This is a genomic window from Devosia sp. Z11_6 (assembly GCF_058133665.1).
Window position 1 is genome coordinate 80,365 of sequence record NZ_JBYUNQ010000005.1, and the last position, 23,293, is coordinate 103,657.

The 23,293-nt window shown below is 62.4% G+C and carries 24 protein-coding genes; 12 read left to right on the plus strand and 12 right to left on the minus strand.

Going from position 1 to position 23,293, the window contains the following annotated elements:
- Window positions 1-2 precede the first annotated feature (2 nt).
- The 5 genes from AC3YMN_RS14985 to coxB are packed head-to-tail and all read right to left on the minus strand — an operon-like array spanning window position 3 to window position 4,322.
- On the minus strand, window positions 3-566 hold the full coding sequence (locus tag AC3YMN_RS14985) for a cytochrome c oxidase assembly protein (RefSeq protein ID WP_489890613.1): 564 nt from the start codon (window positions 564-566) through the stop codon (window positions 3-5).
- On the minus strand, window positions 566-748 hold the full coding sequence (locus AC3YMN_RS14990) for a cytochrome c oxidase system small membrane protein (RefSeq protein ID WP_127752176.1): 183 nt from the start codon (window positions 746-748) through the stop codon (window positions 566-568). The genes AC3YMN_RS14985 and AC3YMN_RS14990 overlap by 1 nt, the downstream gene beginning before the upstream one ends.
- On the minus strand, window positions 745-1,680 hold the full coding sequence (locus AC3YMN_RS14995; protein ID WP_489890614.1) for a heme o synthase: 936 nt from the start codon (window positions 1,678-1,680) through the stop codon (window positions 745-747). Before AC3YMN_RS14995 ends, AC3YMN_RS14990 begins: the two co-directional genes overlap by 4 nt.
- 56 nt (window positions 1,681-1,736) lie before the next feature.
- Window positions 1,737-3,434 (minus strand): cytochrome c oxidase subunit I, encoded by a 1,698-nt coding sequence (gene ctaD / locus AC3YMN_RS15000; protein ID WP_127752175.1) that lies wholly within the window; start codon window positions 3,432-3,434, stop codon window positions 1,737-1,739.
- A gap of 27 nt (window positions 3,435-3,461) precedes the next feature.
- The gene (coxB, locus tag AC3YMN_RS15005) at window positions 3,462-4,322 is read right to left on the minus strand and encodes a cytochrome c oxidase subunit II (RefSeq protein WP_127752174.1); all 861 of its coding nucleotides are present in this window, start codon (window positions 4,320-4,322) and stop codon (window positions 3,462-3,464) included.
- A gap of 398 nt (window positions 4,323-4,720) precedes the next feature.
- Here coxB and AC3YMN_RS15010 point away from each other — a divergent pair, with 398 nt between their 5' ends.
- Window positions 4,721-5,230 (plus strand): invasion associated locus B family protein, encoded by a 510-nt coding sequence (locus tag AC3YMN_RS15010; protein ID WP_127752173.1) that lies wholly within the window; start codon window positions 4,721-4,723, stop codon window positions 5,228-5,230.
- A 168-nt stretch (window positions 5,231-5,398) separates the two neighbouring features.
- On the opposite strand, the gene AC3YMN_RS15015 is transcribed toward AC3YMN_RS15010, so the two are convergent.
- Window positions 5,399-5,662 carry a YjiS-like domain-containing protein gene (locus tag AC3YMN_RS15015; protein ID WP_489890615.1) on the minus strand — a complete coding sequence of 88 codons (264 nt, stop codon included), beginning with the start codon at window positions 5,660-5,662 and terminating at the stop codon, window positions 5,399-5,401.
- A gap of 138 nt (window positions 5,663-5,800) precedes the next feature.
- Between AC3YMN_RS15015 and AC3YMN_RS15020 the strand changes: the two genes are divergently transcribed.
- The 4 genes from AC3YMN_RS15020 to AC3YMN_RS15035 are packed head-to-tail and all read left to right on the plus strand — an operon-like array spanning window position 5,801 to window position 9,779.
- Entirely contained in the window at window positions 5,801-6,694 is an 894-nt protein-coding gene (locus AC3YMN_RS15020; RefSeq protein ID WP_172122576.1) for a LysR family transcriptional regulator, read from the plus strand.
- Between the two features lie 44 nt (window positions 6,695-6,738).
- Window positions 6,739-8,358 carry an exodeoxyribonuclease VII large subunit gene (gene xseA / locus AC3YMN_RS15025; protein WP_489890616.1) on the plus strand — a complete coding sequence of 540 codons (1,620 nt, stop codon included), beginning with the start codon at window positions 6,739-6,741 and terminating at the stop codon, window positions 8,356-8,358.
- Between the two features lie 48 nt (window positions 8,359-8,406).
- Window positions 8,407-8,628 (plus strand): DUF2093 domain-containing protein, encoded by a 222-nt coding sequence (locus AC3YMN_RS15030; protein ID WP_489890617.1) that lies wholly within the window; start codon window positions 8,407-8,409, stop codon window positions 8,626-8,628.
- A gap of 5 nt (window positions 8,629-8,633) precedes the next feature.
- Entirely contained in the window at window positions 8,634-9,779 is a 1,146-nt protein-coding gene (locus AC3YMN_RS15035) for a hypothetical protein (protein WP_489890618.1), read from the plus strand.
- Here the strand turns inward: AC3YMN_RS15035 and AC3YMN_RS15040 are convergent.
- Both AC3YMN_RS15040 and AC3YMN_RS15045 read right to left on the minus strand, forming a co-directional pair.
- Window positions 9,776-10,018, minus strand: a complete 243-nt coding sequence (locus AC3YMN_RS15040) for a DUF4170 domain-containing protein (RefSeq protein ID WP_127752167.1) — start codon at window positions 10,016-10,018, stop codon at window positions 9,776-9,778. The genes AC3YMN_RS15035 and AC3YMN_RS15040 overlap by 4 nt on opposite strands.
- Window positions 10,019-10,031: 13 nt before the next feature.
- A complete protein-coding gene (locus AC3YMN_RS15045; RefSeq protein ID WP_489890619.1) occupies window positions 10,032-10,874 on the minus strand; it encodes a 3'(2'),5'-bisphosphate nucleotidase CysQ in 843 nt (280 codons plus the stop codon).
- Window positions 10,875-11,145: 271 nt separating this feature from the next.
- Here AC3YMN_RS15045 and AC3YMN_RS15050 point away from each other — a divergent pair, with 271 nt between their 5' ends.
- Complete coding sequence (locus AC3YMN_RS15050) at window positions 11,146-11,661, plus strand: DUF6101 family protein (protein ID WP_127752165.1); 516 nt, start codon at window positions 11,146-11,148, stop codon at window positions 11,659-11,661.
- A gap of 75 nt (window positions 11,662-11,736) precedes the next feature.
- Here the strand turns inward: AC3YMN_RS15050 and ubiA are convergent, their stop codons facing one another.
- Window positions 11,737-12,678: a 4-hydroxybenzoate octaprenyltransferase gene (ubiA, locus tag AC3YMN_RS15055; RefSeq protein ID WP_489890620.1), complete on the minus strand. Its 942-nt coding sequence runs from the start codon at window positions 12,676-12,678 to the stop codon at window positions 11,737-11,739.
- Window positions 12,679-12,811: 133 nt separating this feature from the next.
- Between ubiA and AC3YMN_RS15060 the strand changes: the two genes are divergently transcribed.
- From AC3YMN_RS15060 to AC3YMN_RS15075, 4 genes are all read left to right on the plus strand, one after another.
- Complete coding sequence (locus AC3YMN_RS15060; protein ID WP_489890621.1) at window positions 12,812-13,561, plus strand: 16S rRNA (uracil(1498)-N(3))-methyltransferase; 750 nt, start codon at window positions 12,812-12,814, stop codon at window positions 13,559-13,561.
- A gap of 70 nt (window positions 13,562-13,631) precedes the next feature.
- Complete coding sequence (locus AC3YMN_RS15065; RefSeq protein WP_489890622.1) at window positions 13,632-15,002, plus strand: glutamate--cysteine ligase; 1,371 nt, start codon at window positions 13,632-13,634, stop codon at window positions 15,000-15,002.
- A gap of 63 nt (window positions 15,003-15,065) precedes the next feature.
- Window positions 15,066-16,340, plus strand: coding sequence for a phosphoribosylamine--glycine ligase (purD, locus tag AC3YMN_RS15070; protein WP_489890623.1), 1,275 nt, complete (start codon window positions 15,066-15,068; stop codon window positions 16,338-16,340).
- Window positions 16,341-16,482: 142 nt separating this feature from the next.
- Window positions 16,483-17,367: a patatin-like phospholipase family protein gene (locus AC3YMN_RS15075; RefSeq protein ID WP_489890624.1), complete on the plus strand. Its 885-nt coding sequence runs from the start codon at window positions 16,483-16,485 to the stop codon at window positions 17,365-17,367.
- Here AC3YMN_RS15075 and AC3YMN_RS15080 read toward each other — a convergent pair.
- Window positions 17,364-17,807 (minus strand): nucleoside deaminase, encoded by a 444-nt coding sequence (locus tag AC3YMN_RS15080; RefSeq protein ID WP_210258514.1) that lies wholly within the window; start codon window positions 17,805-17,807, stop codon window positions 17,364-17,366. The two genes, AC3YMN_RS15075 and AC3YMN_RS15080, sit on opposite strands and share 4 nt — an antisense overlap.
- Window positions 17,808-17,847: 40 nt before the next feature.
- Window positions 17,848-18,075: a hypothetical protein gene (locus AC3YMN_RS15085; RefSeq protein ID WP_489890625.1), complete on the minus strand. Its 228-nt coding sequence runs from the start codon at window positions 18,073-18,075 to the stop codon at window positions 17,848-17,850.
- 132 nt (window positions 18,076-18,207) lie between these two features.
- On the opposite strand from AC3YMN_RS15085, the gene mutL reads away from it, so the two are divergent.
- Both mutL and AC3YMN_RS15095 read left to right on the plus strand, forming a co-directional pair.
- The gene (gene mutL / locus AC3YMN_RS15090) at window positions 18,208-20,028 is read left to right on the plus strand and encodes a DNA mismatch repair endonuclease MutL (RefSeq protein WP_489890626.1); all 1,821 of its coding nucleotides are present in this window, start codon (window positions 18,208-18,210) and stop codon (window positions 20,026-20,028) included.
- A gap of 59 nt (window positions 20,029-20,087) precedes the next feature.
- Window positions 20,088-21,413: an erythromycin esterase family protein gene (locus tag AC3YMN_RS15095; protein ID WP_489890627.1), complete on the plus strand. Its 1,326-nt coding sequence runs from the start codon at window positions 20,088-20,090 to the stop codon at window positions 21,411-21,413.
- A gap of 6 nt (window positions 21,414-21,419) precedes the next feature.
- Here the strand turns inward: AC3YMN_RS15095 and edd are convergent, their stop codons facing one another.
- Window positions 21,420-23,234 carry a phosphogluconate dehydratase gene (gene edd, locus AC3YMN_RS15100; protein WP_489890628.1) on the minus strand — a complete coding sequence of 605 codons (1,815 nt, stop codon included), beginning with the start codon at window positions 23,232-23,234 and terminating at the stop codon, window positions 21,420-21,422.
- Window positions 23,235-23,293: the final 59 nt, after the last annotated feature.

The following is a 23,293-nucleotide window of genomic DNA, read 5'->3' on the forward strand; positions in this document are numbered from 1 at the left end:
GTTCAGCTTCCCTCGTTGTCTGAAGCATAGAAAGTGTAGGAAAGGGTGATTTCCTTGATGGTCGCGAGCTCGTGGTTATCATCGAGTTCGGGATCAACAAAGAACACGATCGGCATCTCCACCGTTTCCCCCGGCTGTAAAGTCTGCTCGGTGAAACAGAAACACTCGATCTTGTTGAAGTAGACGCCCGCCCGATCGGGCGAGACGTTGAAAATCGCCATGCCGGTAACCGGCTTGTCGGACCGATTGGTCGCCACATAGTTCACGGTATCGACCCGTCCGATCTGATCGGTGATCGAAGCGGCCGGCGTTACGGTCCAGGGCAAGGAAGATTCGACATTGGAGTCGAAGCGCACCGTCATCTCGCGAGCAATGACGCCCTTGGGGTTGTCGGCCGCAACTTGCGTCGTGCCGCCATAGCCGGTGACCTGGCAGAACAACTGGTAAAGCGGCACCGAAGCGTAAGCCAGGCCCGCCATCGACAGGACAATCGCGCCTAGCGAGATGGCGATGCGCTTGTTACGCTGGCCCGGATCGGCTTTGTGAGCATGCTCAATGGTTGCCATCACAGTGCCCGATCCAAAATACCGGGGCCCATCTTGATAACGGTGAGCACGTAAAAGATCACCGCGAACAGGGCCAGGGCGGCGCCAAGTGCGATGGAGCGACGCCGGCGGGTGCGCAGGCGCGCAGCTTCGGCGGCAGGGTCCAAAGGCTGAACCTTGTGTGGCTCCTCGGGAGAACTCATGAGCCGAACACTCCAATACGCCCGACGAAACTATCGAGCAGGACTGCGAAGAAAACGACGAATAGGTAGCTCAGCGAATAGGTGAAAAGCTTGCGCGCCGCCTTGCGCATCGGCACGCCATCGGGGGCGCGGAACAGCTGCCAGGCAAAGTACAAAAAGCAAGCGCCGGTCACCGCGGCCACCACGGTAAAAAGCGGGCCCGCAAAGCCCAGCGCGGTCGGCAGCAGGGCCGCAACGGCGAGCAGAACGGAATAGGCGAGGATTTGCCGCTTGGTGGAGGCTTCACCCACCACATTGGGCATCATCGGAATGCCGGCCGCGCCGTAATCGCCCTGCTTGTAAAGAGCCAGGGCCCAGAAATGCGGCGGCGTCCAAAGGAAAGTAATGAGGAAAAGCGCACAGCTTTCGAGCGTGATCGAGCCCGTGACCGCGGCCCAGCCGACCATTGGGGGGAAGGCGCCGGCGGCACCGCCGATGACGATGTTCTGTGGCGTCGAGCGCTTGAGCCACACGGTGTAGATCACCGAATAAAAGAAAATCGTGAAAGCGAGCAGAGCGGCGGCGACCCAGTTGGTCGCGAGGCCAAGCAGCGCCACGGAGAACACCGACAGCACAACGCCGAACACCAGGGTTTCACCACGGCTGATGCGCCCGGCCGGAATGGGGCGATTGGCCGTCCGGCTCATGACTGCATCGATATCGGCATCGTACCACATGTTGAGAGCGCCCGAGGCGCCCGCCCCAATGGCGATGCACAACACAGCGATCAGCCCGATCACCGGGTTGATGCCGCCCGGGGCAACTGCGAGGCCGACAAGGGCGGTGAACACCACGAGCGACATCACACGAGGCTTGAGCAACGCGAAGTAGTCTTCTACCCGCGCCTCGCTCGCCCCCGAGGAGATCATTGTGCTGTTGTCAACTAGTGCCACACGCCTTGCCTTAAGTTTTCCGGACCGCACTTGGGCGGTCCGGCTTGATGCTGCGCTTAGTGCGCCTTGGAGGTGTCCATATTGGGAAGGGTCGAGAACTGGTGGAATGGCGGAGGCGAGCTCAGCGTCCATTCCAGTGTCGTCGCACCCTCACCCCAGGGGTTGTCACCCGCGGGACGCTTCTTCCGGGCGGCTTCCCACATCGCGTAGAAGAAGATCAGCATGCCGACGAACATGATGTAATAGCCGATGGAAGAGATCCGGTTCCAGAAACCATAGGCGTCGGGGTAGTCGATATAGCGCCGCGGCATGCCCGCGAGACCCAGGAAGTGCTGCGGGAAGAAGATCAGGTTCACGCCAACAAACATGACCCAGAAGTGCAGCTTGCCCAGGAACTCGTTGTACATGTGCCCGGTCATCTTGGGGTACCAGTAATACCAGCCAGCAAAGATCGAGAACACGGCGCCCAGTGACAGCACGTAGTGGAAGTGTGCGACCACATAGTAGGTGTCGTGCAGGTAACGGTCGGCACCGGCATTGGCGAGCACCACGCCCGTCACACCACCAACGGTGAACAGGAAGATGAAGCCGACAGCCCAAAGCATCGGGGTGCGGAAGGTGATCGAGCCACCCCACATCGTGGCGATCCACGAGAAGATCTTCACGCCGGTGGGCACCGCGATGACCATGGTTGCGGCCACGAAGTAGCGCTGAACATCAAGGCTGAGGCCGGTCGTGTACATGTGGTGAGCCCACACGACGAAGCCGACGAAGCCAATGGCCACCATGGCGTAGGCCATGGCCATGTAGCCGAAGATGGGCTTGCGCGAGAAGGTCGAGACGATGTGGCTGACAATGCCGAAGCCCGGCAGGATCATGATGTACACTTCGGGGTGACCGAAGAACCAGAACAGGTGCTGGTAAAGGATCGGATCGCCGCCACCTTCAGGCGAAAAGAAGGTGGTCCCAAAATTGCGGTCGGTCAGCAGCATGGTGATGGCGCCGGCAAGCACTGGCAGGGCCAGAAGCAGCAGGAACCCGGTGACCAGTACTGCCCAGGCAAACAGCGGCATCTTGTGCAACGTCATGCCAGGAGCACGCATGTTGAAGATGGTAGTGATCAGGTTGATCGCACCAAGGATGGAGCTGATACCGGCCACATGCAGCGCGAGGATCGCGAAGTCGAGCGCAGGGCCAGGGTGACCGGCGGTCGAAAGCGGTGGGTAAACGGTCCAGCCGCCACCAAAGCCCAAGCCATAGGTGCCCGTGCCTTCAAAGAACAGCGACATCAGCAGCAGGATGAACGCGGGCGGTAGCAGCCAGAACGCGATGTTGTTGATGCGCGGGAACGCCGTATCGGGCGCACCAATCATGAGGGGCGCGAAATAGTTGGCAAAGCCACCCATGGTCGCCGGCATCACGAGGAAGAACACCATGATCAGCGCGTGGGCGGTGGTGAACACATTGTACATGTGCTTGCCAGCATCGAGCGCTTCACCGCCCTCGATGCCGTAGGCCATCGCTGCCAGACCGTGGAAGATCTGGATGCCGGGTTCTTGCAATTCCAGGCGCATCACGCCCGAAAGCAGGCCACCGATGATCCCCGCCACAATGGCGAAGATCAGGTACATGATACCAATGTCTTTGTGGTTGGTCGAATATACCCAGCGGCGCCAGCCAGTCGGCTGATGCGGATCATGCGCCACAGGAGCATGACCGGTGGCTTGGGCTTCGAGGTGAGCAATATCGGCCATTTGGAAAGGATCCCCTAACCCGTGTTCTTACTGGACTGCCGCGAGCGTTGCACTGGCGGCAGCATAGTCGCCGCCTTCAAGAGCAGCCATGAAAGTTGCAAATTCCTGCTCGGTCACCACGCGTACAGCGATAGGCATGTAGGCATGGTCCTTGCCGCACAGCTCCGAGCACTGACCGTAGTAGATGCCGGTCTCGCGAGCGTTGAACCAGGTTTCGTTCAGCCGGCCCGGCACGGCATCCATCTTGACGCCAAAGGACGGCAGCGCAAAGGCGTGGATCACGCCGGCAGGATCAGCCGTCACCTGCAGGCGCACAGTGGCATTAACCGGCACGATCAACTCGTTGTCGACAGCGAGAAGACGCGGCTGGTTGGGCTTTACCGTAGGGCGATCCGTGCCGTCGGTGCTTTCTTCGGCCAGCAGGAGCTGGGTGAAGCCAACCCCCTGATCGACATATTCATAATCCCAGTACCACTGCTGCCCGGTCGCCTTGATGGTCAGCGAGGGCGCGGGAACTTCCACCTCACCAAATGAGAAGACGTGCGAGCCGAGATATTTGCGCTCCCCGTCCGGGGTGATCAACTGATCAGCCAGAACGCCAAAAGACGGAATGGCAATGATGATCAGCACCACCACCGGGACCACGGTCCAGATCACCTCAACAAGAGTGTTGTGAGTGAAGCGAGCAGGGATCGGATTGGCCTTGGCATTGAACTTAACGATCACAACGATCAGCAGCACGAGCACCAGCAGCACGATCAGCGAGATCGTCCACAACAAGATGCCGTCATGGAACGCCGTGATGGAGTCCATGATCGGGGTCACCGAATCCATCAGATGGATCTGGCCCGGGGCAGCATAACCCTGGTTAGCTTGTTCCTGACTCATGGCCGCAGCCGGGAGCAGTGCGAGCGCAGCTGCCGCAGCAGCACTCAATCTTCCAAAGACTTGCCTGGTCACACAAACCCCCTATCGGCATCAACTGGTGCATCCACACCGGGATTGAGGAGGCAATGCGGCATAGCTAACGCCGCCCCGACTCAACCTCGGAGCGCAGAACTCTGGCCTGACCTAAATCACATCAAACCAAGTGAGTCCATCGCACCCGCACTGTCTAACTCTGCGTCAAAATGTGCCTGTTGCGGCATTGGTGCCTCACCCTTGCCGCAGTTGAACGCTCATGTCAGGTTAGAAGCCACAGCTTTGGTTGATGGCGGGTTCACCGCTGTCCGGAAATACACGGCCATCCTGCGCGCGCGGAAGATCGGCTGGAGACAGGAAAAGTGATGCACAATATCAAGCACCATCTCGCCTTTGCAGGCGTTGTGCTCTTGGCCACGCTTGGCTGGGGCGTAGCCGCCAACGCACAAGGAACGGTGCGCGAACAGTTCGGCGATTGGCAGATGAGCTGCGATACGCCCCCTGGCGCAAGCTTTGAGCAATGCGCCATCATCCAGAATGTGATGGCTGAGGATCAGCCTAATGTCGGCCTGTCCGTGATCGTGCTCAAGACCGCCGATCGTGAAGCGCGGCTGCTGCGGGTGCTGGCGCCACTTGGCGTGTTGCTGCCCAATGGGCTCGGGCTCAATGTCGATGGCAAGGATATGGGACGCGTCGCCTTTGTGCGCTGCCTGCCCAATGGCTGCGTGGCCGAAGTGATGCTCGATGATGCGTTGATCGAAACGCTCTCGACCGGCACGGACGCGATCTTTGTGGTGTTCAAGACCCCCGAGGAAGGGATCGGCATTCCGGTTTCCCTCAACGGCTTTGCCGACGGCTTTGCCAAGCTGCCCTGATCGGGCGAAACATCCCAGAAAAAGCCGGACGAGTGCCCCGGGGCACTGTCCGGCAAGTCATCAGGAAAAGGGTCGGTGGCAAAAACCGGCCCGGGAGATGGCGGGAGCAGTTCATGAACCGCTCAGGCCAACGTAAAGGCACCGGCCGGTCTGCCGGTGCGAACTGGTTTAGCGCCGGGCGTTGCGAGCCCGCGCTGCAGAAAGCGCCAGACCGGGGGAACGGCTGGAAGTACGCGCTGCCTCAAGCACGTCATTGCGCGAGATACCGAGATCATTGAGCCGGCAGTCTTCGAGCTCTAGCAGGGCACGGAGTGCGTGGCGACGGGCTCGTGCGACTTGCGCCTGCGCCAGATAGCGTCGCAGGGCGAGCAAAGGGCGAGGAAAAGCGGGAGCGGCCGCAACGAGCCGCTCGCTGAAAAGCGAGTGCGCCATGATGATACCTCAGAAGGATGCCGGCACCTGGCCGGCTCGGCAGCATTGCGCGGCCGGTAAGTTTATCAGTACGGGCTGGACATCTATTCGTCTAACAAATAGATTTCATCCTTCCCATCAAATGCGGTGATGCTCGCTATGGCCGTTCCACTCGATCTCGATCAGTTGCAGAGCTTTTGCGCCATTGCCGATTGCGGCAGCTTCACCGAGGCCGCGCGACGGGTGAACAAGACGCAGTCCGCCGTATCGATGCAGATCAAGCGGCTGGAAGAGCGGCTTGGACAACAGTTGCTGACGCGAGATGGCCGCAGCGTTTCGCTAACCAATCACGGCGAGGCGCTGTATTCACGCGCCCGCAAGATGCTGCGCACCAATGCCGAGATCATGGATCACTTCTCAGAAGGGGATCTGGCCGGCTCGATCCGGTTCGGCGTGCCCGATGATTATGCGGTCCGCCTGCTGCCGGTCATTCTCTCCAACTTCCAGCGCACCCATCCCAAGATCGTGGTCGATGTCGCCTGCATGGCATCCGAGCAATTGCTCGAGGGCATGAAAGCGGGGCGCTACGATCTGATCGTCTTCACCCAGGGGACCGGCAACACGTTCGGCGAACTCTTCCGCACCGAAAAGATGTTCTGGGTCGCGTCCCACGGCGGGCAAGCCCTGGGGAGCGATCCGCTGCCGATCGCCTGCGGGCCGCAATGCTGCATCTGGCGGGCCGATGCCGTTGAGGCACTCAACCGGGTCAGCAAGGATTATCGCATCGCCTACACGTCCTCCAACGCTCTTGCGATCTCAAGCGCGGTGCTGTCGGACCTGGCCGTCGGGTTCTTGCCCGAAAGCGCGCTGCAGCCGGGCATGCGTGTGGTGAGCGATGACCAGAACCTGCCTCGCCTGGGCGATGCACAGCTGGCGCTGCTGCGCGCGAGCCACGCCTATGGCAGCATCTATGATGCGCTGGCCAACCACATTGTCAGCTCGATGGGCAATCTGCACGTGCAGCCCGCTGCAACGGCGGTCGCCGCCGAATAGGCCGCGCCCTTGACTGAGCTGCCCCTTCGGAGCACCACAATCCCATGCCCCAGCTATTGACCAATGCCGCCGAATTCACCGTGTCCGAGATCGCCCAAGCGGTGAAACGGACGGTGGAAGATGAATTCGGCTCGGTGCGAGTGCGCGGCGAGATTTCGGGCTTTCGCGGCCAGCACGCCTCTGGCCATTGCTACTTCACGCTCAAGGACGAGAACGCGGCGATAGATGCTGTGGTGTGGAAAACGAGCTACCCGCGCCTCAGCTTCAAGCCCGAAGAAGGGATGGAAGTGATTGCGAGCGGCCGGCTCACCACCTTCCCGCGTTCCTCCAAATACCAGATCGTCATCGACAATATCGAGCCCGCCGGTGCCGGCGCGCTGATGGCGCTGCTGGAAGAGCGGCGCAAGAAGCTGCTGGGCGAGGGCCTGTTTGCCCGCGAGCGCAAGCGCCCCCTGCCCTACTTGCCCCGGGTGATCGGCGTCATTACCTCACCAACCGGCGCCGTGATCCGCGACATCCTCCATCGTCTCGAGGATCGTTTCCCCAGCCACGTGCTGGTCTGGCCCGTGCGTGTGCAGGGCGACACCTGCGCGCCGGAAGTGGTCGCCGCCATGGAGGGCTTTAATGGTCTGGCCGTCGGCGGCGCGATACCTCGCCCCGACCTGCTGATCCTGGCCCGCGGCGGTGGCTCCATCGAGGATCTTTGGGGCTTCAACGAGGAAGCGGTGGTGCGCGCTGTCGCCAACAGCGCCATTCCGGTGATCTCGGCGGTGGGACACGAGACCGACACGACGCTCGTCGATTATGCGTCCGACATGCGGGCCCCGACGCCAACTGCTGCTGCCGAAGCGGCAGTGCCGGTGCGCGCCGAATTGATCGGCTATGTCGATGACCTCGGCGCCCGCCAGCGCGGCGCCAGCCGGCGTCTCGCCAACAACGCGCGCGATCGCTATAGAGCGGTAGCCGCCGCCCTGCCGCGCGCTTCCGATCTCGTGGCGACGCAGCGCCAGCGGCTCGACCATGCTTCGAGCAATCTGTTCTCGTGCCTGCGCCACTCGGTGCAGGAGCAGCGCATGCGGCTGTCGCGCGTCGAGCCCAAGCTGCGCCCGCAGCTGCTCGAGCAGCGACACCGCGACGGCGCGGAACGTCTGCGCAACCTGAGCCATCGCGCCAATAGCGGGCTCTGCCTCAATGTGGAGCGGGCCCGCTTTACCTATGATCCTCGTGCGGGGCGGCTGGATGCAGTGGCCAGCCGGTTGCTCGAGCGCAAGCGCGCCTTGTTCGAGGCGGTGGCACCAAAGCTCTCCCCGCGCAGCTTGCAGGCCGAACTGCGGCACGGGCGGAGCCAGCTGGCCCCACTGGCAGCACGGCTGCGCTCAAGCGTAGCCCTCGGCCTGGCTGACCGGCGAGCCGCCCTCAATCAGGAGGGGAAACTACTGGTTTCCCTCAGCTACAAGAGCGTTCTGGCGCGCGGGTTTGCGGTGATCAAGGACGAGGCGGGCAATTTGGTGCGCGAACGCGCAGAACTTCAGCCCGGGCAGACCGTGGGCATTGAGTTAACTGATGGGCAGACTTCGGCCACCATCACTGGCGCCCCGGCGACACCCCGCCGCAAGCCGCGTCCAGCCGATCCTGAGCCTCAAGCTCAGGAGAGCCTCTTTTGATCGAGGCTCGGGAGCGCTATATCGGGCCCGACTGTAAGGAGCCGCCGCATGAACATATTTGACAAAGGCTTTTCCGCCAGCGAGGCAGTTGTCCGCTATCTCGACGGGGACTATGTCGTGCTCAAGCCAGGCACCTTTGTGCGTTGCGCCATTACCGGCAAGGCCATCCCGCTCGATGAGTTAAGCTACTGGAATGTTGACCGGCAGGAGGCCTATGCCGATGCCGCGGCCGCGCACCAAGCCTATGAGCGGTACGGCCTGGGATCCTGAGCGTGGTGGAAGCGCCGCCCCGCCGCCCAATCCTGTTCATTACGAACGGCCACGGGGAGGACGGCATCGCCGCAGCGATTATTGCCCGCCTGCCGGTGGGATCGCGCGTCGAGGCCTATCCGATGATCGGCGCGGGCAGTGCCTTTGCCGGCGTTTGCCCAATCGTGGGTCCGCGCGCCAGTCTTGCATCCGAGGGTTGGCGCAACGTCAAGGGTTCAATTCGGCGCGACCTTGCGACTGGTGGTCTCGCCGTCGTTCCTCCCGCCCTCCGATTCATGCGCCAAATTGTTGGTCGCTACGAGCGCATCGTGATCGTTGGCGACATGGTTGGAGTGCTCGCAGGGCTGGTGACCGGCCATCGCGACCTGTTTTACCTCGACGTCTACAAGACCGGTGCTGCACGCCTTTATTCCGTGGCGGAGCGTTGGGCCATCAAGCGCACCTGCCGCATCGTTTTTTCTCGCAGCCCCAAATTGTCAAAAAACCTCCAGGCGCTCGGTATCGACGCGCGCTGCGCCGGCAATATCATGATGGATACGGTGCCAGATGGCGCCTATGACGCTGCTGCTCGTCGCACGCGTCCGCTGGCGGTCACCCTGCTGCCCGGCAGCCGCCAACTTACCCCTGAAAGCTTTGCGCTGCAGGTTGCCGCGCTGCGCACCCTACCTGAGGCGTTGCGCCCCGACGTCTTTCTGGCGGTTGCCGGCAGCGTCAATATCGATGAACTGGCGCGCGCGGCTGATCTGGGCCGGATTGGCCTTCACAGTCACGAAGCCAATGATCTGGGAACGCTGGGCCAAGAGGGCCTTACCATCCACCTGGCACGGGGCGCCGCCTTGGGGAGCCTGCTGGAGAATTCAGACCTGGTACTGTCCCAAGCAGGAACGGCAACGGTTCAAGCCTTGGGAATGGGCAAGCCCGTTATCACCTTCATCAATGCACGCGATCGCCGCTCGCGCTTCAATGACGAACAAAATCTCTTTGGAGAAGCGCGAACGGTCGTGGCGCCGCAGGCGGGCGCAATCGGGGATGCGTTGCGGGATCTGCTCGAAGATTCCGACAAGCGTGCGCAGCTTGGCGCGCTCGGCCGTGAGCGCATCGGCCCGCCCGGCGCTATCGCAGCGGTGCTCGCTGCCCTTGCCGAGGATTAGCTTGGGCGCGGGTCGAGCAAGCGGTGCAAATGCACGATGAAATAGCGGGTCTGCGCGCTGTCGACCGTCATCTGCGCCTTTTGCTTCCAGGCGGCATAAGCGGTGGCATAGTTTGGGAACACGCCAACGATGTCGACCTTGTCGAGGTCCGCAAAGGTGACGCCTTCCAGGCTGGATAATTCCCCGCCAATCACGAGGTGAAGCAACTGCTTTTCGGGCTCTGGTTTGGTGCTTGGCATAACGGGGTTTCCATCACGAAGGCTGGGGAGAATCGAGCGCCGGCTCGGCGGCGGATGGGCATCCATAGACCTTGATCAGCGCTGCATGAACAAGCGGTTTTAGGCTCATGTCACTCAGGGCCGCAAGCGCGCCGTGGCGAACATCGCGCTTGTTGAACACTGGTTGCCCCACACAGACATCGGCAAGCGGAATGCCGGCTTCTTCGAGGATCAGGGCGGCGGCTGCGATGTCCCAATCCTGCGCACCCCGACGCGAGACGGCAGCGTCGAGCTTACCCGTAGCGACCTGTACGAGGCGATATGCCAGCGAAGGCAATGAGGGACCCCTGGTGTAATCCAACCCCCCGGCGGCCAGTTCCTGATGAACCGCGGTGGGCGCCGGAATCAAAGGCAAAGCTCCGGCGCGGCGACGACGGCGCAATGGCGCTCCATTGAGGCGAGCACCTGTGCCCCGGCAAGCATCATACATTTCGTTGCGCACCGGCGCATAAACCACGCCGGCAATCGGCACCCCGTCCTCAACGACGGCCAGGGAAACGGTCCAGCTGTCTTCGCCGCGCAAGAACCCCTTCGTGCCATCGATGGGGTCGACCACAAACACGCGCCGACAGGTCAGGCGCGACGGGTTGTCCGCCGTTTCCTCGCTGAGCCAGCCATAATCAGGGCGCGCGGCGAGCAATGACGCCGCAAGGTAGCGATCAACCAGAATATCGGCTTCACTGACGGGCGAGGCATTGTCTTTGGTCCAGGCCTTAACCGGTGCTCGGAAAAAGCCGCAGGCAATGATGCCCGCCGAGACGGCGCTCGAGCGCAACAGTTCAAGATCTTCTTGGGCGCTGGTGGGGGCTGCATGCATGGGCCCGGTTCTAGGCCGGTGCCCGGCTTTGGACAAGGTGCAAGCTGGCCTGGGACATTTCGCCCCCATTCCTTGCGTAATGCGCACAAACCAGCAGCCGATTGGTTGGGGTTAACCGGCTCCTACACCGGGTCACATCCTGCTAACCCTGCAGGAAAACAAGATAAACTTAACCGAGCGGATTAAGGCGACAGGTAAGGGGACGCGCTAGATTGGCCGCACAAAAGAGAGCACGCAATAAGCTCTCGGGGTTAGCAGGAAGGCAGATCAAATGGGTGAAGGCTTAGCCATAGAAGGCGGTTCAGTGGTGCTGGCATTTGGCCGACCGAACGTAATCGATCGCCGCTTTGTTGCAGCAAACGATAATGGCCCCAAGGAACCGGTAAAGACCGTGACCGTGCGCAAGCAGCTCGAGCAGAGCGGCATTGTGATCAAGATCAAGGTTCCAGTGCATGAATTCATCGGCGTCGCGGTGGCGACGTCCATTTCCATCGAGGGTGCTTTGACGAGCGCGATCGAACTGGTCCATGCGGACGAAAACCTGAACTACCGGGTGTTCGAGGAAGAGGGTAACCAGAACGTCGTCGCCGAATGGCAGAACTGGGGTCGCAAGCTTCGCCTGCCGCTGTTTATCAAGGCGGGCGATGGCACCTATCTGCCCTATTCGCAGCAGGTGGACGGGGTAATGCTCGGGCAAGGGGTTGCCCGGCGCCGCCTTGCTGCCGATGCCGCCCGCCGCCCCCGCTTCCTTAATCGCCGCAAGCCCGGCCAGGGCGAAGCGAACTAGATTCCGAGTTGCCTCCAAGCACGTTGAAGGGACCAGTCGGTGGTGCGGCTGGTCCCTTTGGCGTTTTGCGCGCCCTTACCAGACCCACTCGGCAAGGAGAGCCAGGGTCAAGACAACCCCGACATAATGATTGCTCTTGAAGCGCAGCAGCGCATTGCCGGGGGCCCCCGCATCAAGGGTTTGCACCTGCCAGAACAAGAGGCCCAAGGCGATCAGCGAAAGCACGGCGAATAACACCCCTGCGCCCGCCAGCACCGCCGCCGCTACCCACAAGACGAAAGCCGCGACATAAAAGCCGGTCACAATGGCTCTGGCGCGCTTTCCAAACAGCAGGGCGGTGGATTTGACCCCGATCAGGGCATCGTCTTCCACGTCCTGCAAGGCGTAGATCGTGTCGTAGCCGATGGTCCACAGGATACAGCCGAAATAAAGCAGCAGCGGCGCGACAGACAGCCCGCCCGTCTGGCTCGACCACCCCATCAGCGCGCCCCAGGAGAAGGCGAGGCCCAGAAAGGCCTGCGGCCACCAGGTGACGCGCTTCATGAAGGGGTAGATGGCGACCAGCACCAGCGAGGCCACGCCGAGAACAATGGTGAACGGATTGAACTGCAGCAGGATCAGCAGTCCCAGCAGCGCCTGCACCACCAGAAACACTAGCGCTTTCTTTGCCGAAACCTGGCCCGAGGGGATCGGCCGGGAGCGGGTCCGCGCCACCTTGGTATCGATGTCGCGATCCACAAAGTCGTTGAACGTGCAGCCGGCGCCACGCATCAGCACCGCGCCCACAAACATCAACACGGCGGCTCGCCAATCAAAGCCGCGGACCGGGTCGGCAACAGCCGCAAGCCCGAAGCCCCAGGCACAAGGCCAGAACAGCAGCCAAAAGCCGATCGGCCGATCCCACCGGGCGAGGCGCGCATAGGGCTTGAGCCAGGCGGGCGCGAAGCGATCGACCCAATTGTTCTGCGGGGCATCGGCAACGCCCGTTCCGATCTGAGCGTCCAATGGGCTCGCCATGCTATCCTCATTTGCTTGCGCGGGCGCGGATTATTCGCCTCGTGCTGCTGCTCTACTGCGTTTGCGCGAATTAGAGTAGAGCTGATCGCGCCACGCCCCGCTGGCTGGCTTTCTGCGCTCATCGGACCTTCTCATGCCCCGCTCCCACGCCACCCTGCCCCGCCTTTATGTCGAGCCTGATCTTGGGCCCGGCTCACCAATTGCGCTGGGCAAGGAGCAGTCCCTTTATCTAGCCGCGGTGCTGCGCAAGAGCGTGGGGGATGAAGTGGTGTTGTTCAACGGCCGCCACGGCGCTTGGCGTTGCCGGATGGTAGTGGATGCAAAAAAGGCCGTGGTGCTTGAGACCCTCGAGCAGATTGCACCCCAAACGCCGCCATCGCCGCTCTGGTATGGCTTTGCGCCGCTCAAGACCGAGCGGCTCGATTATGTGATCCAGAAGGCCACCGAGATGGGAGCTGGAACCATCCAGCCGGTGCTGACCCAGTTCACCCAGGTGAGCCGGCTCAAGCATGAACGGCTCGTCGCCAATGCCGTGGAGGCGGCCGAACAATGCGAAGTGTTGACTGTCCCCGGCATTGAGCGCGAGATCACGCTTGGGTCATTGCTGGACGGCTGGAGCGAAGCTCAAGGCGAGCGGCGCTTGGTTGTTGCCGACGAGTCCGAGGCATCTGGCTCACCGCTGGATCGGCTTTTTGAGCTGCGCGACACGCCCGTCGGCCTGCTGATCGGCCCAGAAGGCGGCTTTTCGCCCGAGGAGCGCGCCCGTCTGCATGGCTCTTGGTTTGTGGTGCCGATCAGCCTCGGCCCCCGCATTCTCAGGGCTGATACGGCGGCTGTCGCAGCGCTAGCGGTGATTCAGGCTAGCATCGGTGATTGGCGATAAGCTGATTGCTTTGTCGCGGTGCAACGCTATGTTCGCGCCATACTCGACCTTCTCATTGCAAGAGCATCCCATGGCCGGCGCCGACACCCACTCGTCCCCCATCGAAACGCGCGCCGACCTGATCGAAGCGATGGCGCGCGGCTGCAAGCCGCAAAGCGAGTGGCGGGTCGGCACCGAGCACGAAAAGCACGTGTTCCACACCAATCCGTTCCGCCCCGTCACCTATGATGGCCCGCAGGGCATTCGCGCCTTGCTGGAAGGGGTCCAACAACTCACCGGCTGGGAGCCCTTTTTTGATGGGGACAATCCCATCGGCCTGCGTAACAACGAGGTCGCGGGCGGCATCTCGCTCGAGCCAGGCGGGCAGTTCGAACTCTCGGGCGCCCCGCAGGAGGACCTGCATGGCACCGCGGCCGAGTTGGCCGAGCATATGCGCGTCGCCAAGGCCGCAGCCGCGCCGCTCGACATCCACTTCCTTGGGCTGGGCGTGACGCCGACCTGGTCGGTCGCCGAGATCCCCTCCATGCCCAAGTCGCGCTATGGCATCATGGCGCCCTATATGGAGCAGGTGGGCACACTCGGCACCTCGATGATGTTCCGCTCCTGCACAGTGCAGGCCAATCTCGATTTTTCGAGCGAAGCAGACATGGTGCGCAAACTGCGAGTGGCCCTCGCCCTCCAACCCATCGCCACCGCCCTCTTTGCCAATTCGCCCTTTGTGGATGGCCGCGATTCGGGTTTCCTGAGCTTCCGCTCCCACATCTGGCTCAACACCGATGCAGCCCGCACCGGCATGCTGCCCTTCGCATTCGAAGAGGGCTTCGGCTTTGAGCAATATGCCGATTATGCACTCGACGTGCCGATGTATTTCGTTATCCGCAACGGGCAATACGTCAATGTCGCGGGCGAAAGCTTCCGTGCCTTCCTCAAGGGCGAGCTTCCCCAACTGCCCGGCGAAAAGCCCACCATCAAGGATTGGGAAGACCATCTCTCGACCATCTTCCCCGAAGTGCGGCTTAAGCAGTTCCTCGAAATGCGCGGCGCCGATATGGGCGACGAGAAATCGGTCACCGCGCTCTCGGCATTCTGGGTTGGTCTGCTCTACGACGATATCTCCCTCGAAGCCGCCTATGAGATGATCCAGCCCTGGACCGAGGAGGATCGCGAGCACCTGCGCCGCGAAGTGCCGCGCCTGGGCCTCGACACGCCGCTCGGGCGCACCAATGTGTATGATTTCGCCGCCCAGGCCGTCGGGATTGCCGAAGCCGGGCTTGTGCGCCGGGATCGCCGCAATGCTGCGGGCAAGGACGAAACCATCCATCTGGCGCCGCTGGAAGAAACCATTCGCCTGTCCCAGTCCCCGGCTGAACGGTGGCTCGCCAAGTTCCGTGGCGAGTGGAACGAGGACGTGACGCCGATTTTCCGCGAAGCCGAAATGTAGTTCCGCCTTGCTCCGCGCCCACCCTCTGGTGCATCACCGCGCCAGACAGTGACGGAGGGGCGAATGCGGGTTCTGGTGATTGGTTCGGGCGGACGTGAACATGCGCTCGCCTGGAAACTGGCGCAGTCGCCACGACTGACCCAACTCTTTGTCGCGCCCGGCAATGGTGGCACGAGCGAGATCGCCGAAAACGTCGCCATCGACATCACCGACCACCAAGCCGTGATCGACTTCTGCAAGCTGATGGCCATCGACTTCGTGGTGGTCGGCCCTGATGCACAAGTCGTGGCCGGGCTTGGCGACGATGTGCGCACGGCGGGTATCGCCTGCTTTTGCCCGTCCCGTGCTGCCGGGCAACTCGAAGGCTCTAAAAGCTTCACCAAGGCGCTTTGCGACGAAATGGGCATCCCCACCGCCGCCTATCGCCGATTTGAGAGCCAAGGTCCGGCGCTCGATTATCTCGCCACCCAGACGGCCCCCATCGTCGTCAAGGCCGATGGCCTTGCGGCGGGCAAAGGCGTGACGGTCGCCGAAACGCTGGAGGATGCGCGCGCTGCGGTCGTGGACTGCTTCAGCGGCACCTTCGGCGCCGCCGGGGCATCGGTGGTGATCGAAGAATTCATGACGGGCGAGGAAGTGAGCCTTTTCGTTCTGTGCGACGGTCAGACCATTCTGCCGCTCACCACCGCGCAGGACCACAAGCGCGCCTTTGAGGGCGATACCGGCCCCAACACGGGCGGCATGGGCGCTTACAGCCCCGCCGACATTCTGACCCCCGATCTCGAAGCGCGCGTTCTGCGCGAAATCATTGAGCCCACCGTGCGCGGCCTCGCTGCGCGCGGCACGCCTTACCAGGGGGTGCTCTATGCCGGGCTGATGCTCACCGATGAGGGCCCCAAGCTTGTTGAATATAATGCCCGCTTCGGTGACCCGGAAACGCAGGTGCTGATGCTGCGGCTGCAGTCGGACCTGCTGGAACTGCTTTATGCCACCGCCACTGGCGCTCTCGCGGGGCACGAGGTGCGCTGGAGCCCCGAGACAGCCATGACGGTGATCCTTGCCAGCCAGGGCTATCCCGGTTCCTACACGACAGGGTCGGAGATCAAGGGGTTGGACGAGCTTAACCACGACGGTGTTCAAATCTTCCATGCCGGAACGCGGCGCGAGGGCCGGCGTTTACTGGCAGCAGGGGGACGGGTTCTCAACGTTTCGGCGCTTGGGGCTGATATAGCAGAGGCGCAGCGTCGTGTTTACCGATGCGTGGACCAGATTGATTGGCCAGAGGGCTTTTGCCGCCGAGATATTGGCTGGCGGGCCATCGAGCGTAACCGCGCCTAAGCCCCACACCAACGGCACGGATTTACCATCCCCGCCGCCCACCTTTGACGGCGTTCCACCCAGGCGTAAGCTGACCGCTCTGCAGCTGCGCGGCAAGGCTCTTGGGGATCACTTGCGCGGCTTGCGGGCGGAGCGGAGCGGGGTGAGCACATCTGCCGGACCCAAGATCGGGGTAGCACTGGGTGGCGGATCGGCGCGCGGGCTCACCCATATTCCTTACATCGAGGCCATGGATGAGCTTGGCTTGCGGCCTTCGGTTATCGCCGGAACCTCTATCGGTGCGTTGATCGGCGCTGGCTGGGCCGCCGGTATGACGGGCAAGGAGTTGCGCGAGCACTCGACGGAAGTGCTGGGCACGATGCGGATCATAGCCGGCAAGCTTTGGGCGACCCATATCCGGCTTGGGGGCATTCTCAGAAACGGTATTCCGACCCAGCTCGATGCCACCAGCATCGTTGATGCCTTCACCCCCCTCGGGTTCCCGGAAACCTTCAAAGAGCTATCGGTGCCGCTTTATGTGGTGGCAACCGATTACCAGTCCTGGCATCAGGTCGTGTTCAACACCGGCCTGTTGCGGCCAGCCATTGCCGGCTCCATTGCCATTCCAACCTTTTTCAAGCCGGTGAGCTATGCCAATCACGTCCTGGTCGATGGGGGCGTCGTTAACCCGCTGCCGCTCGACCAAGCCGATATCGGCACCGACTTCTTGATCGGGATTGATGTAAATGGCGACCCTTCGCTGGGGCTCAACAAGACCGACCATAGGCCGATAGATATGTGGTTCGGCTCGGCCCAGATCATGATGCACTCGCTGACGGCGCATATGATGGCGGCCTATCCACCCGACATCTATATACGCCCCCATGTCTCGTCCTTCGGCATGCTTGAGTTCTGGCGGGTGCGCGAAATTTTCGCCCATGTGGATGCAGACAAAGACCGGTTCAAGCGGATGCTGTCGCAGCGCATGGAAGATTATATGCGAGGGCGGATACCGGTGATCGACAGCTCGCCGGACGTGGTGCGCTAGCGCAGCTTGGCGAAAAAGCGCTTGAGCAAGACTTCAGACCGGGCAGCTCCTAACCCCGCGATGATTTCCGGGCGATGGTGGCAACTCGGTTGGGCGAAGAGGCGAATGCCGTTCTCCACCGCACCCGCCTTGGGGTCCTCAGCACCGAAATAAACTCGACGTAGTCGCGTATGGGCGATGGCGCCGGCGCACATGGCGCAGGGCTCGAGCGTCACATAAAGATCGCAGCCATCCAGCCGACCGGTGCCCCGGCGGGCGAGCGCCGCGCGGATGGCCAGCATTTCGGCATGCGCTGTGGGATCGTTGAGCGCACGCATCTGGTTGCGCTCGGCCGCCAGAATCTGCACCCCTTCCACGACAACCGCCCCAACGGGAGCCTCGCCATCGGCTGCGGCTTCTTCGGCCAGCTCAAGGGCCAGATCCATAGCGGCTTGGGGCATGCATTGGTTCTCCGGGCGCATTCGTCCCGGAGGATTAGACTTAATCGGCTGGGCCGCGCAATCCGCCCACGCTGTTGCCCGAAGGGGCGCCCTCCCCCGAACCATTGAATTCCGCATTAGCTTCGTGGTTGGCTTTGGTCACGTCGTCGTTGGCCTCGGGCAGTTTGGCGCCAGGGGCCGGCTTGTCGCCGTTGAACTGCCGGTTGGCCGCTTCATTGGCGGCCTTGGCCTCGTCTGCCGGGCTGCCGGGCTTAGTGATTTCGCTCATGGTGCGCGCTCCTTGCTGCCCCGATACAATGCGGTGCGGGCCGTCATGGTTCGCTAATGTCGCCGCGCAGCACAAAAGCAGGGTCGGCTTAACAGCGGGCTTGGCTTATGCTGGCCGCAAGGAGAATCGCCCATGCCGATCCGGCAACTGCCCGAAAACCTCGTCAATCGCATCGCTGCGGGCGAAGTGGTGGAGCGCCCCGCGAGCGTGGTCAAGGAGCTGGTGGAGAACGCTATCGATGCCGGAGCGAGCCGCATCACAGTCACCACAGCCGGCGGCGGCAAAAGCCTGATCCGCATCGAGGATGACGGCTGCGGCATGGATGGCGACGATCTCGTGCTGTCGGTGGAACGTCACGCTACATCCAAGCTTTCGGCTGACGATCTCGACGAGATCCGCACGCTGGGGTTTCGTGGGGAAGCCTTGGCTTCGATCGGCTCGGTCGCCGAACTTTCTATCGCCTCGCGTCCGGCGGGGGCGCAAAGCGGGTTGCGCCTGTCCGTCAGGGATGGCGTGCGACACGGTCCGATCCCGCACCCGCTCAACCGCGGCACCGTGGTTGAGGTCAAGGACCTCTTCCGCAATGTGCCGGCGCGGCTCAAATTCCTCAAGTCGGACCGGGCAGAAGCCGGGGCGATCACCGAAGTGGTCAAGCGGCTCGCCATGGCCAATCCCGGCGTGCATTTCGTGCTGGGTGGAACAGATCGTTCACCCGCCAATTGGCCCGCGGTGCATGGGTCGGGTGCGCTCGAAGGTCGGCTCGCTCAGATCATGGGTGATGATTTCGCCCGCAACGCCGTGGCCCTTGCCACGCAACGCCATGGCGTCGTGGTTGCGGGGCTCGCCGGTTTGCCGACCTTTACCCGCGCCAATTCGCTGTCCCAGTTCTATTTCGTCAATGGCCGCTCGGTACGCGACAAGGTGCTGATCGGCGCCATCCGGGCCGCCTATGCGGATTACACCTTCCGCGACCGCTTTCCGGTGGTGGCGCTGTATCTGGCGATCGATCCGGGCGAAGTGGATGTCAATGTTCATCCCGCCAAGGCTGAGTTACGGTTCCGCGATGCGGGAGCGGTGCGCAGTGCGGTGATCCGCGCGGTGGGTGAAGCGCTGACGGCAGCGGGCTGGAAGGCTTCGTCCAGTGTTGCCGATGACGTGCTTGGTGCCTTTTCAAACCCAATCCTCGCATCGGCCCCTGAGTTGGCAGAAACCCCGGGGCTTGGCTATTCCGCCCCGCCCTATGCAGCCGCACCATCCTTAAGTAGCAGGCAGCTTGTGGACACCCCGAGGTCGCTGCCCCGGAGCCTCGCCGGCCTTGCCGAGCCCAGCGCCAGGGTGGAAACCGTGCCAGAGGCCAGGGATCAAGGCGATTATCCGCTGGGTACCGCCCGGGCACAGATGTTTGACAATTTCATCATCGCCCAGAACGGCGATGGCCTGCTGCTGGTAGATCAGCATGCCGCTCATGAGCGGCTTGTCTACGAACGTTTTAAGCAGCAAATGGCGGCGGGCCCGATACAAAGCCAGGCCCACCTGATCCCGGTGGTGGTGGAACTGCCCGAGGAGGATTGCACCCGGCTCGAGGAAGCGGCCCCCGAACTGGAGCGGTTCGGGCTCTATCTTGAGCGCTTCGGCCCGCGAGCGGTGGCGGTGCGGGAGACCCCTGCCTTGTTAGGCCAAACGGACGTCGCAGGACTGGTACAGGACATTGCCGATGGCTTGGCGGAGTGGGAAACCAGCTCGGCCTTGGCTGATCGGATGGAAGCGATCATCGCGCGCATGGCGTGTCACGGCTCGGTTCGCTCAGGCCGGCGGTTGCGGGTGGAGGAAATGAACGCGCTGCTGCGCGACATGGAACGTACGCCCCATTCCGGCCAGTGCATCCATGGGCGTCCAACCTATGTGGAGCTTAAACAGCGCGACATCGAGCGCCTGTTCGGACGTACCCGCTAACCAGGTTAAGGCTGCAGCGATCACCCGGGCAGGACGTTAACCTCCTGCAGGAGGTCGAGATGAGCGTTGTTGATGAGAGGCCGGAAGCAGCCGCCCGGATCGTCCGCAAGCTACAACAGGCGATCCAGCCACTACCCCATCCGGCCGATGCGATCGAGTTCGGGCGCTGCTTCGATGCGTTCGGCGACGCCAAAGTCCTCCTCCTGGGTGAAGCGAGCCATGGCAGCTCAGAATTTTACGCTGCGCGCGCGGCCATCACCCGCCACCTGATCGTCAACCATGGCTTTTCCATCGTCGCGGTGGAGGCGGACTGGCCCGACGCGAACCGGATTGATCACCATGTCCGCCAGCGGCCAGGCCCTGGCTATGATGAAACCGCCTTTGCCCGCTTTCCCACCTGGATGTGGCGCAACGAGGATGTGGCCAACTTTGTGGGCTGGCTGCATACCCATAATTCAGCACTGTCATTCAACCGGCGCGTCGAGTTCCGCGGGCTTGACGTTTATTCCCTGCGTGGATCGATCAGTGCAGTGCTGGGCTATCTCGACCGGGTGGATCCGGCGGAAGCGCGAAAGGCACGACGGCGGTATGGCTGCCTGACGCCCTGGCAAGCCGAGCCCGAATGGTATGGCCGCTCCGTCATCACTGGCGAGATCGACCCATGCGAAGAAAAGGTAGTGCAGCAACTCACCGAGCTAATGGGTCACCAATTCAGCTATGCAGGTGAGGACAGCGCCGATTTCTTCGATGCGACCCAAAATGCCCGAGTGGTGCTCGCCGCCGAGCAATATTACCGCGTCATGTATCAGGGCTCCAACGAATCCTGGAATTTGCGCGACCGGCATATGTTCGAGACGCTCGAGGCAGTGCTGGAGCATCGGGGTCCCGACGCCAAGGCAATTGTTTGGGCGCACAACTCGCATGTGGGCCGGGCGGCGGCTACCGAAATGGGCTGGCAGGGGCAGCTTAATATCGGCGATCACGCCAAATCGGCCTGGGGCGAGCGTGCAGTTGCAATTGGCTTTGGCACCGATCGCGGAACGGTGGCTGCGGCCGATGATTGGGACGAGCCGATGCGGATAAAGACGGTCCGTCCGGCCCGCCCCGATTCACATGAGCGGATATTCCGCGACGCCGGGGTCGAGCGCGGTCTGGTCGATTGGCGCAGCGACGCTCAGCTGCGGTCGGCGTTGTCAGAACCCCGGCTGGAGCGAGCGATCGGGGTGATCTACCGCCCCGAAACGGAGCGGCAGAGCCATTACTTCAATGCCGTGCTGCCAGAGCAATTCGACGCTTTTGTCTGGTTCAATGAGACAAAGGCAGTCACGCCGCTCCCAACCGAGCGGCCCCGTGGGGTCCCCGAAACCTACCCGTTCGGGGTCTAGCGGGGCTCAGCTGAATACGCTGGCACCCCGGTCGGCTACGCCCACAAGGCTGCGCATGCCGGCAAACAGTTCGCGGCCCATACCCCATTGCTGGTTGCTCAAGTCTTCGGTGGCGGCCGGGCGGGCATGGAGTTCGGCCTCATCGCCCAGGAACTGCAAGGTTCCCGCATTGGCATCGAGCCGGATCATGTCGCCGTCGCGCAGCTTGCTGATAGGGCCGCCATCGACCGCCTCCGGGGTCATATGAATTGCCGCCGGGACCTTGCCCGAAGCGCCCGACATTCGCCCGTCTGTCAACAGAGCGACCTTGAAGCCGCGATCCTGCAACACGCCAAGGGCGGGAGTGAGCTTGTGCAGTTCGGGCATGCCGATGGCCCGCGGACCCGAGAAGCGGACAACCGCGATCATGTCGCCGTTCAACTCGCCCGCCTTGAACGCCGCCTGCATTTCTTCCTGGCCGTTGAACACCCGTGCCGGAGCCTCGACGACCCGGTGCTCGGGCTTGACTGCGGAAACCTTGATCACCGAGCGCCCGAGATTGCCGGTCAGGAGCTTGAGGCCGCCAGTCTGCTGGAAGGGGGCGTCCGTGCCCGTTAGTACCTTTGGCAGGTGCGAGTGCTTGGGAGCGGGCTCGAAGCTGACCTTGTCCTCAATTAACTTGGCTTCAACCGTGTAATTGGAGAGGCCCTCGCCCCAGACGGTCTTCACATCTTCATGCAGATGACCCGATGCCAACAACTCCTGAATAAGAAAGCCCATGCCACCTGCCGCATGAAAGTGGTTCACGTCGGCAACGCCATTGGGATAAACGCGCGCCAGCAGCGGGGTGGCGTCGGAGAGATCGGACATGTCGTCCCAGGTCACGTGCAGCCCCGCGGCGGCCGCAATGGCGATTAGGTGCATGGTATGGTTGGTGGAGCCGCCCGTCGCATGCAGGCCCACCAGTCCATTGACGATGGACTTCTCGTCGATCACGTGCCCCACCGGGGTCCAGATGTTGCCCTGGGCAGTCAAGGACAGTGCTCGTACGGTAGCTTGCCGGGTCAGCGCATCGCGCAAGGGCGTGCCTGGGTTGACGAAGCTGGCGCCGGGCAGATGCAGGCCCATGATCTCCATAAGCATCTGATTGGAGTTCGCGGTGCCGTAAAAGGTGCAGGTTCCCGGCGAGTGGTAGGACTTGGCCTCGGCTTCCAGCAGTTCGGCGCGTCCGACCTTGCCTTCCATATAAAGCTGGCGCACGCGGCTCTTCTCGTCATTGGGTAGGCCCGAGGGCATGGGCCCGGCGGGAATGAACACGGCCGGCAGATGCCCGAAGGTCAGTGCCCCGATCAGCAGGCCTGGGACGATCTTGTCGCAAATCCCCAGGTAGACGGCGGCGTCGAACATGTTGTGCGACAGCGCAATGGCGGTCGCCATGGCAATCACATCGCGCGAGAACAGGCTCAGATCCATGCCGGGCTGGCCTTGCGTCACCCCATCGCACATCGCCGGCACCCCGCCCGCCACCTGGGCGGTGGCACCGATCGCGGCCGCCGCTTGCTTGATGATATCGGGATAGAACTGGTACGGCTGATGGGCCGAGAGCATGTCGTTATAGGACGTGACGATGCCCAGATTGAGGGTCTTGGTGCCGGCCAGTGCTGCCTTTTCGGCGGGCGAGCAGGCGGCAAAGCCGTGGGCGAGATTGCCGCAGGACAGGCTCGAGCGATAAACGCCCGCTTCCCGCTGAGCATCGAGACGGCGTAGATATTGGGCGCGACTGTCGCGGCTGCGCGCCGCTATGCGGTCGGTGACATCCTGGATGGCTTGCTGAACAGGCATTGGAGCTCCTTGGTGGAGCCGCAAGTGGCCAAAGCGGTCAATTGGGGAGCGCTTCGGGG

Coding starts and splice junctions, on each gene's coding strand:
- AC3YMN_RS14990 (WP_127752176.1), bottom strand. CDS start 748: ATGAGTTCTCCCGAGGAGCCACACAAGGTTCAGCCTTTGGACCCTGCC.
- AC3YMN_RS15080 (WP_210258514.1), bottom strand. CDS start 17,807: ATGCCCCAAGCCGCTATGGATCTGGCCCTTGAGCTGGCCGAAGAAGCC.
- AC3YMN_RS15065 (WP_489890622.1), top strand. CDS start 13,632: ATGGCCGGCGCCGACACCCACTCGTCCCCCATCGAAACGCGCGCCGAC.
- AC3YMN_RS15050 (WP_127752165.1), top strand. CDS start 11,146: ATGGGTGAAGGCTTAGCCATAGAAGGCGGTTCAGTGGTGCTGGCATTT.
- AC3YMN_RS15040 (WP_127752167.1), bottom strand. CDS start 10,018: ATGCCAAGCACCAAACCAGAGCCCGAAAAGCAGTTGCTTCACCTCGTG.
- AC3YMN_RS14985 (WP_489890613.1), bottom strand. CDS start 566: ATGGCAACCATTGAGCATGCTCACAAAGCCGATCCGGGCCAGCGTAAC.
- purD (WP_489890623.1), top strand. CDS start 15,066: ATGCGGGTTCTGGTGATTGGTTCGGGCGGACGTGAACATGCGCTCGCC.
- AC3YMN_RS15015 (WP_489890615.1), bottom strand. CDS start 5,662: ATGGCGCACTCGCTTTTCAGCGAGCGGCTCGTTGCGGCCGCTCCCGCT.
- AC3YMN_RS15020 (WP_172122576.1), top strand. CDS start 5,801: ATGGCCGTTCCACTCGATCTCGATCAGTTGCAGAGCTTTTGCGCCATT.
- xseA (WP_489890616.1), top strand. CDS start 6,739: ATGCCCCAGCTATTGACCAATGCCGCCGAATTCACCGTGTCCGAGATC.
- AC3YMN_RS15045 (WP_489890619.1), bottom strand. CDS start 10,874: ATGCATGCAGCCCCCACCAGCGCCCAAGAAGATCTTGAACTGTTGCGC.
- mutL (WP_489890626.1), top strand. CDS start 18,208: ATGCCGATCCGGCAACTGCCCGAAAACCTCGTCAATCGCATCGCTGCG.
- AC3YMN_RS15010 (WP_127752173.1), top strand. CDS start 4,721: ATGCACAATATCAAGCACCATCTCGCCTTTGCAGGCGTTGTGCTCTTG.
- coxB (WP_127752174.1), bottom strand. CDS start 4,322: ATGAGTCAGGAACAAGCTAACCAGGGTTATGCTGCCCCGGGCCAGATC.
- AC3YMN_RS15030 (WP_489890617.1), top strand. CDS start 8,407: ATGAACATATTTGACAAAGGCTTTTCCGCCAGCGAGGCAGTTGTCCGC.
- edd (WP_489890628.1), bottom strand. CDS start 23,234: ATGCCTGTTCAGCAAGCCATCCAGGATGTCACCGACCGCATAGCGGCG.
- AC3YMN_RS15060 (WP_489890621.1), top strand. CDS start 12,812: ATGCCCCGCTCCCACGCCACCCTGCCCCGCCTTTATGTCGAGCCTGAT.
- ctaD (WP_127752175.1), bottom strand. CDS start 3,434: ATGGCCGATATTGCTCACCTCGAAGCCCAAGCCACCGGTCATGCTCCT.
- AC3YMN_RS15095 (WP_489890627.1), top strand. CDS start 20,088: ATGAGCGTTGTTGATGAGAGGCCGGAAGCAGCCGCCCGGATCGTCCGC.
- AC3YMN_RS15085 (WP_489890625.1), bottom strand. CDS start 18,075: ATGAGCGAAATCACTAAGCCCGGCAGCCCGGCAGACGAGGCCAAGGCC.
- ubiA (WP_489890620.1), bottom strand. CDS start 12,678: ATGGCGAGCCCATTGGACGCTCAGATCGGAACGGGCGTTGCCGATGCC.